Raw genomic sequence first — 15182 nt, 5'->3', positions numbered from 1 at the left:
CCTCGACTGGAACAGGCTAGGCGAAGAGGTGCGAAAAATTGGAGCGCCTGTCGCCAGGCGGCGGCCGATGCGAGGCCGTCAATCGCGCAGCAATGTCCTAATCTCGTCAGCTTTTCGAAAGGTTGCGGCTACAACAATCCACAATCTGTTTCTTGCTAGACGTACCGATTGCTGTCGGGCCTATACAAACATGAGGAGAGCAGGGTGGATCCGGTTGACCCATTCTTCGATTCAGGAGCCTGGATGCGGGAGTACGCTGCCCTGCAAGAGCGGACCGCGCAGCGAGGAGACAACCAAAGGGAGCACGGCGGTTTCGAACGGCAGCTGGAGGATTTGAGTCTCGATCCGTCAGATGAAAGCAACTCAAATTCGTCCAATCCGGCTCCCGCAGGACGTCGAGCAGTCCGGCGGGAGGATTTCGGCGGTTCGATGCGGGTGCCGCCGGACTCCACTTTTAGGGAGAGTGCGCTGGGCGGCACGCGGCGGAGCGTAGACATTCCCAGCTTCCAGCTTCCCGCTTCGGCGCAAGTGCCGCAGTCCAGCTTGCGAGATGATCTGTTCAGCAGCGCGCGCTACAGCTTTCCGGAGGCAGATTCTGCCGCGTCGGCCAAGAGCGGAAAAAGCGGCGGATTATGGTCACGCTTCAAGTCGGGAATCGGCAAGGCTTTTGGCGGGAGCAGCAGCGAAAAGTACTCGCGCAACGCGGGGCAGGGGGATGCCTTTTCCACGAATCTTCGCATTGACTATGCTCGGCAGCCGGGCCGGACGCGCGCTGTCCCAGAGGAGGACGAGGCGCTAATAAGAGATTTCAGAAACAAGGCGGCGGGTAACCTCACCGACGGCACGATCAAGAATGCCGCAGCCGATTTGCGCCATTTGAGCGCGCGCCTGAGCACCGCTGGCAGGCCCTCAATTGCCGATCGAATTCAACGGGAATCAGAAAACGCGCAGCAGGATAACCCGGAGGTGGAAAACCATCAGCTGGAAGCTGAGCTGGATGAGGATGTCGATACCTACGCACAGGACAGAAGCAGACGCATCAAGGCGGCGTTGAAGAAGCTCCGTGAGGTCAGTGCCGGAAACGCTCTGGCGGCTGATCTCCGCCGACTGGCCCCCCACCGCGCGGACGCAACCCTCATCGACATGTGGTCGGCGGCGGAAAAGGCAGTGCACAGGATCGAGCCGGAGACGATCGACAGGCAAGCTCGCCGCATGTATAGGCTCAGTGAGTGGCTGCAAACGCATGATCGCCCGCCAATGGCTGGCAGACTTTCCACCCCAGCCCTTGAGCAGGATGTCGAGAAGTACAGGCGGGAAACCAAGGACGGCAAGATCAAGGCTGATCTAGTCAAGCTTGGCCAATACCAGCAAATCCGGGAGGCGAACAGGGCGCTTGCATTGCTGCCTCCTGAGGATCCGGGCCAGCGTTCTTGGGAAGCCGCTCGACAGAGGCACTCACTGCAGGCGCCTCCTGCAACGCCAGCTACCCCGAGCGCGGGAGCCTGGGATTGGCTTGGCGAGCAGATCCACGGGCCCACAACATCGATGCGAGCGCCCAGCGATTGGCAGGCCGGTTCGTCGCAACAGCTTCCCGAAACCCCGGCAACGCCGAGCGCGGCAGCCCGGGATTGGCTTGGCGAGCAAATCCACGAACCCGCCTCACCAGTGCCAGCGCCGCACTGGGCCGCGCAAGCTCATTCGCCGCTCGAGCTTCCTGCTACTCCGGCCACCCCCAGCCAGGGAGCCTGGGCCTGGCTTGGGCAGCAAATGCAAGAACCCGCATCGCCGTCATCGGTGAGGCCCCGATCGTCAAACATCTATGGCGGTCTCGACTCCTTCGTTGATCTGGATCCACCCACGCCGCACGACTTGCGTGACGATGCGCGCTCTGCGCCAGCACCTGAATTTGCAGCCACCTCGTGGTTCGCAGGACCGCCGGGGCTGGCTCCGGAGCTGCGGGATATCGGACCGATCGTTGGCGCCGACTGGCGCCACGGCTCCAAGGCGGCTTCAGACGTGTTGATCGACGTATTGAGCAACATCAATCTGCTGCCAAACCAGTTCGGGCCAAGTCAGTTCGCGATCAATGGGGAGCACTATTCCGCGACTGTCGGGCCGGAAGGCCCCATGGATGTTCGCCTGATCCATCACCCGCGCGCTGGCGGGACAAACGAAGCTGGCCCATCGCAGCCCCTCTATCGTCCCCCGCAGATCGTCAGGGCCGCGCGACCCGACCAAGGTACAGTCGATCTTGGGTACTTGATTCGGGGCGGATGGGAGCACCGGGAGCGATTCTTGCCCGATTACCTTGTCCGCGTCCTTGAAGGCCAGCGCATCATGCCCGAAGTCGGGCGCCCGACCTATTTCGAGATCCGTGGAGTGCCTTATAGGGGCGAGTTGGTGGAAAGCGAGGGACGCCGCCGCGTTCGCGTCTATCCCGAACGTGGCTGAAGAACCAAACTTGACTGCTTCCAAATGCTCGTCGGGCAGTTCGCGCGCGGCCTTCGCTCACGTCGCGCTTGATGGGCCATGGATCCAGTCGATGTAGATTTCAGAGGTGAGGCGTGACGTCGGCGATGGTGCTGGCGGTCGGTTTATCGTGCTACAACTCCAGTGCTCCTACTCAGACACGAGGTTGGTTTCGAAGACGACTGTCTCTCGACAACGCCGTGTGTACCCCGATCGATAGGGTCCCCTGCAACACTTACCCGAGGGTTCCTCCCGAGAGCTCTGCTCTGCGTCGAGCTCCCCTCGAGAACTGCTCCTCGTCAACAATAAACCCGGATCAACGAAAAATGAGAGCCAGGGGATTCTCCCATTGCCGTTGAACCTCGTCACGTAAGTCCTTTCGAGCTGCTGAAGCTCCTTTGAAGGGACGCCACATGGCAAGGGTATGGATTGTTGGTCCAGATGATCCAGTAGGCAGCGAAGCTGCTCTTAAGAAGCTGCTCTGGACCGACAAGGACCTGTCCTTCGTGGAGAGCCGACGGTGCGGGCGTATTATCCTGCCCACCCTGATGCTCCTCCAGCCGATTAGCCTCGTGCGGCGCGTGGTCCTGCACAGGGGAGCCATCGATGCGTGTCCGTCGGTATGGCGTCTTCGGGATTGAGTCCGGTTCTGTGGGGGAAGGATTGAGATTAGCGCGAGTGCGCCTTGGACGCACGATGGGCACGACGATCCCCCCGTCGAGCGAAAGGTCCGTAGATACTCTAATGCTTTAACGAGTCTGTTGCTATTGGCGTCCCCGCTGAACTCGCGCACGTCACCGTGGGGTCAGCGACTTCCCGTCTAGCCGAGCAACAATGCTTGGCTAGCGCAGATGCGGCGGATCCTTTCAAAGAGCTCAAGTTCCTCGGGTCACGAGGAGGTCGTAGCAGAATGGCGGTTGCGACGATCAGAAGAATATCAACGTAGATAGCAACAGATTGAGCGCGTCTTTAGTCTGCGGAGTGTGCGTGATGCTTGTCGGGTTATGAATGTATGACAGTCCCACCCCTGCATATATTCCGGGAGCGAGATGGGCGGTATATGTTGCGGTGATTGCTGTTGTGTCGCGATGCGCAAGCTGCCCTTTGGCGAGGGCAGCATCCACCGCAAATTTGCTCCAGCTCGTGTTGCTAGCAACGAGTGCAATCAGATCGCTGGGCCGATTGTTAAATGCTCCCCTCGCGTAAAGACGAAGCTCACAATACCGGCTGATCCTGTTCAGGTCCGGCGGAGCTTCCATAATGGAGAAGCCGCCATAGATGCCGCGAGATGGGGTCCCATCGGGGTCGTTCTGCCAGAACTGCCTGTCCGCAGCGATGTAGTGAAAGCTATTCCCGCTTTCCCTCCGTCGCTTGGGATCCGTCAAACTCGTGTACCGGCTGGTGTTGAAACCAACGCCCGCCCGCAGCCAGGTATCGGGTACGCCGGGAGCTGCCTTGCTCTTGTAGCCGGCTTCATCAATGAGAAGAATGCCTGCATGGGGCGTGCTCCAGTTCAAGCCCGTGGGATTCTCCGTTATCTGGACATAGGGACCATCTGGACTAATTGAGCGCTGGACCGAGGCCTTGTTGTACAAGCCACGATCAAAATTGTACTTCAGGTTGACCGCAGGCGTCGGTGCGGCATTGGTGCTCATACCCCCCTGGAACAAAGCAGACATGTTCGATCCTGTAATCCCTCCGAACAATGTGCCGGTGAATTCATTTTGGTTTCTGAGATAGCCGAGTTTAAGCTCTAGTGTCTTGTCGAAGAAAGTCTGGTAGTAGGCGAGCGTATTGAGCCCCACTCGATCTGGTCCCGGGCGATCCCACGTCCAGTGTTGCTGCTCGGCCCCTAGGACAATTTGTCCGTCGGAAATGCCAAGCCGGCTGAGATCGTAGGTGACGATCATGAAGTTTGCCGACGCGAAGGTCGGATTCTGGCCCATATAGAGCTGGTTTGCGATAGTACTTCTGGCGGCATTCGGCAGCAGGTTGTTTGCAAAGCTGTTGTGTGTCCAGCCGATGTAGCCGATGCCGACATCTGCAAGCGCCGATCTAACGCCGCCCTTGTCCTGATCGATCGTGTCCACAGCGCCAGGTATGTTGAACCACACTCCTTTTTCACGCAGATTGTCGTACCGTGCGAAGGGATCGACCGTCTTTTGCGTTCTAGTCTGAGTAGCTCTGTCCGCACGAGCGCGCTTTTCGAAAGGCGCAGCGGGACTTGGTGCTGGCGCCATGGCACGAGGGCTGATTGCCAGGTCCATCCGGAGCTTGTCGGCCCGATCAGAAGCCTTTCGTCTTTTGCTGGCCTGATCCACAGGGTGGCTACTAGGATCAAGCCCGCTGGCGCTTTGTGCCAGTACGGAATTGTCGACCAGATAAGCTGCTAGCGAAACTGCGATAACAAGCCAACGTTGCTTTCCCCTCGGCTTTAAATGGAAGGAAAGTGCTTTGTCCGCCGGGTATCCCCACGGAAAACTCGTCTCAAGAAAGCAATCACGCACGGCGCACCTTGCTTCCATCTCTGCCGGCCATGAATAGAATGCGGTGCGGCCTGATTGACCAAGAGTAAGCTCTCAGGGTTTCCGCGTTCGAGGGCGAGGGCGGCGAGCGGGATCTCGATTGTTCCGACAAGAACCACCCACGCCTTGTAAGGCTGCTAGCTCGCGACGCGATGATCCGCTTCGCAACCACGGCTATGAACGAGGGCGGTGCGCCGAGAGCCAGCCCCGAGCGTTGGTTCATCAAGATGCTAGTCACGAGCGCGCAGCGCCTCGCTGCAATGGCCACGAAAGCGTTGCGAATGTCCACTTTGCTCACCGTGAGTCAGCCGATTTGGCGGTGAGGTCAGGCTTCATGAAGCGCTTCATTGGCATCGTTGTCACGGAAACACGAGACAATCGCCAAGCTCGCCGAGGCGCCCTTGAATTTGCGCGTCCGGCAATCACACCACAAGGTCTAACCTGATGGCACAGGAGGCCGGAGGAAACAGCCATACAGCGGCTTTGGTGCCTATCTGCGAGCAAGTCGCTGGCGCTGCTACCGCGGTTGTCAGTGCAAAATCTGTGTTGCATCGGAGTCCATGACGTGCGCGGCGTTCGTTGGTCACGCTTGCCATCTATCCGTCATCTCAAGCAACCCGCCGGAATTGGGAGTTGAACAGCTTGCAATGATAGCTAGTCCGATCGGCCATCGCGGCAGGGTCTTTCAGCCGTTGTGCCTATGTGGCGTGTCCCGGATGAAGTTTGTGAGTCGTCAAGGCCCTGAGGCGAGGCTGCTCGATCCAACACAATGCAGGAAGCCGCGGACGATTTGCATTCGTGCGACGCTCGAGAAAATCTGCAAGATTCTGCTGAATGAGGAAAAAAATGCTGCGCCATCGCCATGGCCAAATGACGACAACCATTGCTCGCTGCGGGACTCTACCATGGAGACCGAGCGCAAATTGTCGAGTTGCCGAAGGGGATAGCATCGAAGTAGGAGCAGCCGATCGGGAACGTGGCCGAGATTGCTTATTGTGGAAGCTGGTAGCCCTTAGAAGCGCGTCAGCATCGTAGGCTCTCGCGTCGACAAAGAAACCTGCTGGAAGGATGTTGAGGGAGGAGCAATGGAGTCGATTGCTCAAGCGGCCGGTTCAGACGTGCGGCCGCTCCTGCACAGGCCGCCAAGACGGATTCTCGCGGTTTTGGTGCTGCCGCTTGTCCTCGTCGGCTCGCTTCTGGCGCGTGGCTTTGGGCCATTTTGAACAATTTGTCGAGTCGCCAGAAGTGCAGGACGTCGCTTCAAACCGTCACCAGGGGAGACAGGTTCAGTCCGGGATAAGGGAGGCGCAACAGAAAGCTGACGATGAGATCGCGGAACTCAAGCGCCGGGCCGTTGCCCAGCGTGATGACCTGAAAGGGATCCTGGATCAGATCACGATCCTGACCTCGCGAATCGACTCGCTGCAGAGTTTAACTCCTCTCCCATCTGCTGCTCCCGCGACTGCTTTGTCGGGAGCCCGGGCTGTTCAAGCAGCGCCAGGAAACCCTTCGGCCGGTCCAAACGAGAAGGGCCTGTTTCTCTCGGAGGCGCACCAGTGATCGCAGGACCGAAGAAAGCGGAGCCTTGAGGTTGAGACTGTTGCAGGTCTACTCGAGTCTCCAACTCCGCTGGAGGCGTGGCTTAGCTAATGGGGGTACGGTCGAGATAAGAGTCGAATGCGGCAGCAACCGCACGAACGACGAACCGATGCTCCTGCTTGACCCGAATTAAGCCCTTTGCAATGTCCACTATCCCGTCTTTGGCAAGCATTCCCAGCCGGCCTGCAGACTTGAGAAGTGGAATCGAATCAAATCCGTGAGCAGCGCAGATCGCTGGTATGTCGGCGTGCAAATCGCACATTAGACGCTCGATGATTGCGGCGCGGAGGCGATCTTCGGCCGACAGACAATAGCCTTTTGAGGTTGCCAGGCGGCCGGCTCGAACGTGTTCGTAATAGGAAGTGGTCGCGATCTCGTTCTGCACATAACCCTCACGCAAACGGCCGATGGCGTACGGACCTAAGCCGATTACGGTTTTGGTGGTATCAGCCGAATAACCGAGGGAGTTGCGCCGCAGTCGACCAGCTTTCTGCGCCAGGGCGAGCTCGTCGTTGGGCAGGGCGAAATGGTCGAGCCCGACCTGGCGGTAGCCGGCCGAGACCAGGGTATTTGCAATGGCCGCGGCTTGCTCAGCGCGGGCAATATTGTCCGGCAGCGCCGTCTCATCGAGCTGGCGTTGACGTTTCATATAGGAGGGGACGTGAGCATAGCCGAAAACTGCAAGCCGGTCTGGCCGCATGGCCAGAGCTGTCCGAGCGGTGTCCACGCAGGACCGCACCGTTTGATGCGGTAGTCCGAAGAGAAGGTCGAAATTGATGCGGTTTATCCCATGCTGGCGTAGAGTTTCGACGACAGAAGCCGTCAGCACCTCGCTCTGCACGCGGTTGACCGACCTTTGAACCACCGGATCGAAGCTTTGCACGCCGATGCTCGCGCGGCTGACCCCGGCCGCTTGTAACGTTTCGACCATCTCGGGCGTGACCCCACGCGGATCGATTTCTATGGCGATGGTAGCTGATTTTTTGAACGCAAAGCAGTGGCGCAGGAGTTCCATCAAGGCCAGAAAATCGCGCGGTGCAATGGTCGTCGGCGTCCCGCCGCCGAAATGCACGTCGCTCACCGGCAGAGCGCTCGGCACTTGCTTTGCGACCAAGCCGATCTCCTCTCGCAATGCTGCCAAGTAATTGCGGACCGGTCGCTCGCTGCGAGTGAGGCTTGTAGGGAAGCCGCAATACCAACAGATAGAGCGACAGAACGGAACGTGGATGTAGAGCGATACGGGCTCGTCGGGCGGCAGTCGCCTCAGCCATGTCTCACACGTCTTGGCACCGACCATCGCGGAGAAATCCCGTACGGTTGGATAGATGGTGTACCAAGGCAGGCGAGCATCGCAATACTTGTTCAGAAGGGAGGTCTGCAAGTCCTAACTTTCCAATGCTCAGGCCAGCATAAAGCTGACGGATACCCTCTCTAATGTCTTTGCGATATGTCAAACCCGCGTAGTGGTTTCTGAGATCTGGTCCCGTTTTCGATGTTACTGCGAACGCGACTCAGGGACAGGGCGAGGGAGTGAGAGTCGCTCGTTGGCGGCTATCCTGAACGTTTAGGATATGAATTTCTCATGCGAGCATTGTCGAAGCGACTAGACGTGCCCGACGAGCCTGCGCAACGTTTAATCGCTCATGCGAGCACACGTCGTTTCCGCATTCGCTGAGGGCTAGTGAGTTTTGCGACGAAAACAGGGATTGCAGGTCTCACCAGAAGCGGCTGAGCTTGCCGCAGAGTTTCAAACCGGTTTTTTCAGGCAAAAGCCGATTTGGTTGCTCACAGGGTTCAACGGATGCCTCCCGTCAGAAGCCGGCGTGCCACGGAAGACAAGTTGCTTCCTGGATGAGAGCGAGAGGAGCGCAATAGTACAACGTGACGCGACGTGCGATTCAAGTCCGTCGGCGCAGCCGACGAAAACTCGCTTTGATCTCTAGTAATCGAATGCATAAGCCTCAATTCCGCCACGCTGCTTGTCTCATTGCCAGAAGCATCATCACGGATGTACTGATGATGTTGGGGCGAACCCGGCGCACTTTCAGCCCCCCGGCCGAGTGCGTCGGGACGCCTTGGTTCGGCGGCGTCTCTCACCAACTCACAACGCTTGTGGACGTTCTGCCGATAGCAAGGCGAAGTCTGGCCAGATACATCAGACGTAACGCTATCTGGATGGTCTATTCTGCCTGACCAGCTTGGTTGTTTTCTTTCGAACATAGCCTTTGCAGTTATCGATCGGTGCCAGATCGCGTATATCTACTCCGTTAGCCTTCATTCGCGTCGCGTCGATGTGATGCACCTGCAGCTCTCAGTGTCACATAGCCCGCCTGGTCAGGCGTCGACCATCCAGTCACTATGTTCTCGATGCTGCGAGCTCGAGCCGTCTATGCAGGATCGGGGTGGGAGATCTTGCGCCTTTTCATTGCATGAATGCGTTCCCATCCTGGCTTTCCAGTCCATTCACAAAGGATCGAGGAAGTTTGTGGCTCAGTAGACATTCGAGCCTGCAGATGCTCTTGCGCGAATGCGAGCTGAGCCTACCCAGGCGTCGAGGAGATTGCCGCAACCGCTTGATCAGCCGAAAGCGGGTGCCCCACCCGGCCTCTGTTCTATAATGCGGTGGCATACCAATGAAAGTTATTAGCAACAGAAATGCAGTACCCCTCGCCACGCGTAGAGCAGCGAGATGATCGCGAAGAGCGGAGAAGTCATGCCTCAACGATCTTGGCGAAGATCTTCGCCGTTTTCCACCGAGCCCTTCATAAGTTGTGCATCAGGTGCGGCCTAGTTGTGTTTCCGCAAGGGAGCCTAAGTGGGGATGGCGCGGCCGGAGCTGCAGTCAGGTTAAGGTCCTTAGCGAGTGTCGTGTGTATACCGTCCCATCAACCGCCGAACTTGGTACTTGACTGGGCTGGAATAGAGGTGCGCTTTTCGCCCTGAGAGGGCCGGACCGCCGAGGTAAGCTGCATCTCTTGCTGTAAGTCACCTCGTGTCCCGGCTTCGCAAATGGTGCTGTCGCCTTCCCTACCAATGTCATGATTGCCGTTTTTGTGGGATCAACTCGCGAAAGAACCCCGACCGCAGGCCGGGGTTCCGATTCACGCAACCGCGTGGAGGTCTCTATCTAGCAAAGGGCGAGCCAAACTTGTAATTGAGCCGTGCCGTGATGAGATCGACATCCTGGTGGACGCGATCCGTACCAAGAGCCGCTGGGAAGCTGATGTTGCTGCGCTGCATGAAGAAGTGGTTATACTCGACGCCAGCTGACCAGTTTGGCGTGAGGCTGACTTCGGCACCGGCGCCCAGCACGCCACCCCAACGCACATCGCTGGTTTTGCCAATCTCGGTGCCAGTCGCCACCGAGTTGATCTGATAGGTGTTGCTGGTCACCGCAGCACCACCCTTGCCGTACAGGAGCACGGCATTGAAGGCGTAGCCGATATGGCCCGTGAGTAGACCGAATGCATCCGTTGTGGTGCCAACGGTGTTTGCCGGAAAGGCGGTGCTGATATTGGAGCCGTTGAAGTCGGCCCAGTTGCCCTGACCTTCGATGCCGTAAACCATGTTGAAGATGTGCCAACGATAGCCAATCTGGCCGCCAATGGTCCCGCCGGTCGAATTATGGCAGCCCTCGGAAGTGGCGCCATTAAAATCCCAGCAATTGTGGCTCGTTCCCCAGCCGCCATTTGCACCGATATAGTAGCCGGACCAATCGGTAATCGGGGCCGCGGCCGGCAGCGGTGCCGCTTTTACCTTGACAGGCTGCCCGGCCAAGTCCGTGCCGAAGGAGGGAGTGGCCGCAACGAGTGCGCCGATGCTTGCAGTCAGAATCAGAATGTTTTTCATTCGAGTGTCGTTTCCTTTCGGTGCCCCCCGGCGCCGTGCGTTTATCAATATGAACGCGAATTGCTGTAACTGCCGCACAACATGTCTTGGAAAGAAAGGTGTCCAATCGTACGCGGCGTCAGATTGCTGAGCGCGCAAAATGCCGCTGCTCCACAGTCATCGAGGCGCCGCGGCCCGGCAGTGGCGCCTCGCGGGCGCCTTCTTTGGACACGAGCCGTTCATCATGGCGTGCGATGCGACCGCAAACTTGGGAGGTGCTTGGCTCCTTCTGTTGCAAACGGCAGAACGAGGCCGCGCTTACACACTTCGTGCATGCTGACGGCTCAGACGGATCGGTAATGAAGGCCTTGATTACGGGCGCGCCGGGCAGAGCATGAGTAGAGGAAAGTCTGCTCGACCACGCTCTGACCCGATTTGTCTATCGCGTAGACCCGTTAATTGCGTTTACCCAGCCAGACGCTCCCAGCGGTACGGCTGCAAGCGCTCATTGCTCGGTCGACGGCGCGAGTTCAGCACGCAAGTTGCGTATCGCCTCGTTTGCCAGAGTCAGAGTATTCCGTTCGCCTTTTCTTATCGAACACTCAAGGTAAGTGCGCAATCGTCTATGAAGGACGGCCTTGAGATTATGTGCCAGCAAGGGATCCTTCTCGATGAAGCCCCAAGCCTTGTCAAATGCGACGCTCACGACAGCATCTGGCACCTGCACTTGGTCGGAAGAAAACTGATCCATCTAAAACACTCCTCGACATCCTGACACAAGGGAGTACCCTCCCAAAAGCTAACCGAGATTTCGTGACGTGTAGCAAGCACACATCAGCGTGCAGACCCCCGAGCGAGCTGCTCTCGGTGCTTCAGGGAAGTTTATAGATCGTTGTTGAAGGTCGGATGACCGAATGTCGTATTGCCAGGCGCGGTCGAATAATTCCGAAAGGAGTGAAAGAGCAGGGATTCTAGCGCTCTTCTCTACCGTAGTGGGCAGTTGATTGGCATTCGACAATAAATCGTGGATATTCTTCCTGCAATCGGAAGATCCGCGCCAGACCGGTCACGACTAACCGGACGTGAGCGGCCCAACCCCAATATTGGAATATCGGAAAGCTATGTGAGGTTCTCGGATACGGACAGGTGGTGCGCGCCGCGTCTCAGCGCCACCAGTGCGCGGCGGACAATTCGGGGTGCCTCGCGGAAAGAATTGCTAACCTGCGGAGTGGCTGATCGCCCTGTTCCGAGCATTAGCTTTGAAGGGTGCCACACTCCAACATGTCGTAGCTGCCGTATTTGGTAGATCGTGTTCGAAGGTCGGCGCAGGCAGCGGTCGGAAGCGGCGATAGCGGTCCGGTGTCTCGAACGTATGTGTGAGGCTGCGCTTCCGCGCTATCAGCTCTTTGTGGCCACGGGCGACGAGGGACAGCAAGGTCTTGCCAGATCGAACGTAACTGTGTCGTCCGCGGCGCGAGATAAAGCGAGCCTGCTCTCGAACGTCGTCGCGAGCAGTTGCGATATAGAAAGCCAGCGGACGCGACCCGCTTATGGACGGGGAGCCCATAAGCCGCATACCCTCGATCTGGTGCGGACGACTTTTGGCACGATTGTCGGTCCAGCGATAAACGTTCGGTCAGCGCCGTCGACGTCCAGAAAAAAGCAAAATGAAAGTTCAGTCCGCCGCCGCACGTGAAAAAATCAGCTTGGCGATCGTAAGTCGATTGACGGAAGTTCGTAGCGCTGCCGGTAATGCCGCCACAGTCTGATCGAAGAGGCGTCCCAAAAACTGAAGGTCCTCGGGCTGGTAAACGCCACGGTCTCGCGACAGTCGCATTCGTCCGTCGCCGGTGCTCGTATCACCACGCTGGCCGAGCTCCAGCTCCGCCGTAATCATTTGGCCTATGAGTGCATTGAGCAGTCGGATCGCTTCGAGCTCGTTGCCTTCTTCGCGCATGAGCGCGGCCACGATGTCGAGTTGCAGGTCGATGCGATCCTCGAGGTTCTGTATGCGAGAATTGGAAGGGTCAAGTTCCACGGTATTTCTCCAAAGTGGTGAAATGCAAGATAGGCGGAATAAGCCTAGTCATTTCCCGTTCGCCAGACGGCGGATGCGTGGCCGGACGAATCGCTGCTGCACAGGAGGTGCGCACGGTCCCCAAACAGGGCGGCACACATGTCCCGCGAAAGCATCGCAAAGGGGAAATGAGTGTATATGGAAAAGCCGACAAGCGTTGTAGAGGGTCCGGAAGTCTATTGATACCGTGATCGAGCCGTCCCGCGCGTCGGATAACTGCAGTGACTCCAGTTGGGGTCACACAGGTGGTTGTACTGCCTTGCTTGGAGCCGCGGCGACACGGCTGGATTGTTGGTGCTATCGGCCTGGTCAGAGCGAAAAGTCCGGCCCGCACCGGTGCAAAGGACAGTTCACCTGCCCGAGTTCTATGCTGCGGACGCATTTACCTTCGCCGAACAGTGCGCGTGAAAGCTGTCTTCTTAGAGCCGCCAAGTATCATCGCAAAGGCGAGAGACGACAACGTGATAGGCTGCGCGCCGGCCTGCGATTGCTCATCGCACTGCATTGGTGCCCCACGTGTTTCGTTGTCAAACATTGCGTGATGCAGCCACGAGAGACGCGGCTGCGACCAAGCTGCAAGGTATCGTTGTCACGAGACATTCGTGGACTGTTCTTTCCGTAATCCGGCGTCGATTTATGCGGTGTTTGGCTTGAATTAGTAAAATCGAAAGTGTTGATGGGATGCATCCAGTTCGTTGATAGCGCCCGCGAGCAATCTAACCGCCTTCATCGGAGCCGGCTAATTGCTGTTTCCCGCGGTCTGGGCTCAGAGCCACGTCTAAGGGATGTCGGGCAGGGTCGCTGATCCGTTGATCACCGATCATGATTGACAAAGAAAAAGTCGCAGGGCTGCACGTTTGCGAATAGCTCTGAAATGGCGCCGAAGAAGCTCTGCAGTAGTCCCGAGCCGAAGAGACAGATGAAATCTCGGCGCCGACGATCCACCAGCTGCGGTTACCCGCAATACCCGGCTATAGCCTATGTAATAGGTCCTGATTGCTTCATGCCGTCCGCGCTCTCTCTTCAATGCGTGGACCCGAGCTTGCGCGATACGATCGGTAGGAGAATGCGTCAATGGCGATCCGGCTATCAGTTTGATCGAAGTAGCGAGCGCGGCCCCCATCTGGAGCCATTGCGCGACTGTCCGTTGGCTTCGCGTTGCTCGTCCTGAACCTTCAATCACTTGGCGGCAGAAAGTCATGCCTTCAGACCCGCCAGAACTGTAGTCGACCGCTCAGCCTGTGCTGCCGGACGGATCAGGACAACGGGGCTGCTATTTGTCTATCATCGGACGTAGCGCCTCCGTCAGATCGACGCTGGCTAGCTCTGCGAGCGCCGCAGCCAACGCTAAAAACGCTCCGAAAGCAGCAAGTATAAAAGAGCTGGCGAGTATCGCTGCGACAACGTTCTGGGGAGGTCTCATCATTCGTGATGCATTGCGTTTGCGGGAGCCGGCGGTGCGTGCAAATCAGTACTTCTTGACACGTTCAACACGGCCGTCGCGCCAGCGGTAAACCAAAAATCCAGAAGCCGAGTTGTCTCCCTTTTTGTCGAACCGGACCGGGCCAATCACGGTATCCACCGGCCATGAACGAAGTGCGCTGGCGACCCGCGTAGCATGGAAGGAGCCGCTCCGGTTCACCGCCTCTGCCCAGGCTTGCACAGCCGCATAGGCGTATAGCGTGTAGCCTTCAGCGGACAGGCCGGAAGCTTTGAGTCCGGCGACAGCGCCGGCCGCCTTGGCATTCCCGGCGGGATTGGGCATGAAGGTAAACAATGTGCCATTCCCAGCGCTGCCGGTAATCGCCCAGAATTCAGAGGTCATCAGCGGATCGTTTGCCATGACTATGAAGTCTGCTTTTGCATCTGATGCCTGGCGCACAAACAATCCGATTTCGGTATGATAGCCGCCGATATAGGCGACGCGCACTTGATCCTTTTTCATTCTTGAGACCAGCGCTCTGAAGTCCCGTTCACCTGCAACATAGCTTTGCCGACTGACTTGTCGTCCGAATCGATGAAGCTCGGCTTCGACCACATCTGCAATGCCCTTTCCAGCAGTGCTCTTGTCGTCGATCACCGCGATGTTCTCGTTGGGATGGTTCACGTGAATGTACTCGGCGGCAACGGTTCCCTGCTGGTCATCGCGGCCGCAGATCCGAAAGACAGTCTTAAGGCCGCGCTCTGTTAGCTGAGGAGTTGACGAGCCTGGTGACACCTGAACGATGCCTGCTTCAGCGTAGATGTCGGAGGCCGGGATCGACGAAGAGGAACAGAAATGGCCAACTACCAACAGGACGCGCTCTGTCGCGAGCTTATTCGCAACTGCGACAGCTTGCCTTGGGTCGCAGGCGTCGTCAGCAACCCTCAATATAACTTTGGCATTATCCGGAAGTAGGCCCGAAGCGTTCAATTCCTCAACCGCCGCAGCTGCACCATCGCGCATTTGCGCGCCGAACGCGGCGCTGCTTCCAGTCATTGGACCAGCCACGGCGATCTTTACTTCAGAACCGCGCGCAAGCGGGGCGGCGAGAGCGCAGAAGAGAATCGCCGCACTTGCAACAGAAGCGCGCTGCGTATTTGCAATTGTATAGCCTTCAATGCTCACTGAAGTGATCCCAAGTGGTTGTGATCAGACACCCCTGCAGGTCAAGGCTGCTCCAAGCCAAACGTGCGTTGGCTCG

8 protein-coding genes are annotated in these 15182 nt (G+C 57.9%); 2 read left to right on the top strand and 6 right to left on the bottom strand.

Annotated elements, in window-relative coordinates:
• Positions 1-204: 204 nt before the first annotated feature.
• A complete protein-coding gene (locus AC24YW_RS28200) occupies positions 205-2451 on the top strand; it encodes a hypothetical protein (RefSeq protein ID WP_487485772.1) in 2247 nt (748 codons plus the stop codon).
• A gap of 944 nt (positions 2452-3395) precedes the next feature.
• Here the strand turns inward: AC24YW_RS28200 and AC24YW_RS28195 are convergent.
• On the bottom strand, positions 3396-4976 hold the full coding sequence (locus AC24YW_RS28195; protein WP_487485771.1) for a carbohydrate porin: 1581 nt from the start codon (positions 4974-4976) through the stop codon (positions 3396-3398).
• Positions 4977-6170: 1194 nt separating this feature from the next.
• Between AC24YW_RS28195 and AC24YW_RS28190 the strand changes: the two genes are divergently transcribed.
• Complete coding sequence (locus AC24YW_RS28190; protein ID WP_487485770.1) at positions 6171-6554, top strand: hypothetical protein; 384 nt, start codon at positions 6171-6173, stop codon at positions 6552-6554.
• An 82-nt stretch (positions 6555-6636) separates the two neighbouring features.
• On the opposite strand, the gene hemN is transcribed toward AC24YW_RS28190, so the two are convergent.
• The 5 genes from hemN to AC24YW_RS28165 all read right to left on the bottom strand — a co-directional run bounded on the left by hemN (position 6637) and on the right by AC24YW_RS28165 (position 15106).
• Complete coding sequence (gene hemN, locus AC24YW_RS28185) at positions 6637-7974, bottom strand: oxygen-independent coproporphyrinogen III oxidase (RefSeq protein WP_487485769.1); 1338 nt, start codon at positions 7972-7974, stop codon at positions 6637-6639.
• Positions 7975-9716: 1742 nt separating this feature from the next.
• Positions 9717-10442 carry an outer membrane protein gene (locus tag AC24YW_RS28180; protein WP_370157801.1) on the bottom strand — a complete coding sequence of 242 codons (726 nt, stop codon included), beginning with the start codon at positions 10440-10442 and terminating at the stop codon, positions 9717-9719.
• Positions 10443-10926: 484 nt separating this feature from the next.
• A complete protein-coding gene (locus tag AC24YW_RS28175) occupies positions 10927-11172 on the bottom strand; it encodes a hypothetical protein (protein ID WP_271595831.1) in 246 nt (81 codons plus the stop codon).
• A 924-nt stretch (positions 11173-12096) separates the two neighbouring features.
• On the bottom strand, positions 12097-12459 hold the full coding sequence (locus tag AC24YW_RS28170; protein WP_271595830.1) for a NolY: 363 nt from the start codon (positions 12457-12459) through the stop codon (positions 12097-12099).
• A gap of 1507 nt (positions 12460-13966) precedes the next feature.
• Positions 13967-15106, bottom strand: a complete 1140-nt coding sequence (locus AC24YW_RS28165) for a branched-chain amino acid ABC transporter substrate-binding protein (protein ID WP_271595829.1) — start codon at positions 15104-15106, stop codon at positions 13967-13969.
• Positions 15107-15182 lie beyond the last annotated feature (76 nt).

The sequence above is a fragment of the Bradyrhizobium sp. USDA3516 genome (assembly GCF_057651995.1).
This window is presented reverse-complemented; position numbering and strand designations above follow the sequence as displayed.

What these genes read in the sequence shown, in the direction of transcription:
- AC24YW_RS28180 (WP_370157801.1), bottom strand. Translation starts at nt 10,442, where the DNA reads ATGAAAAACATTCTGATTCTGACTGCAAGCATCGGCGCACTCGTTGCG.
- AC24YW_RS28175 (WP_271595831.1), bottom strand. Translation starts at nt 11,172, where the DNA reads ATGGATCAGTTTTCTTCCGACCAAGTGCAGGTGCCAGATGCTGTCGTG.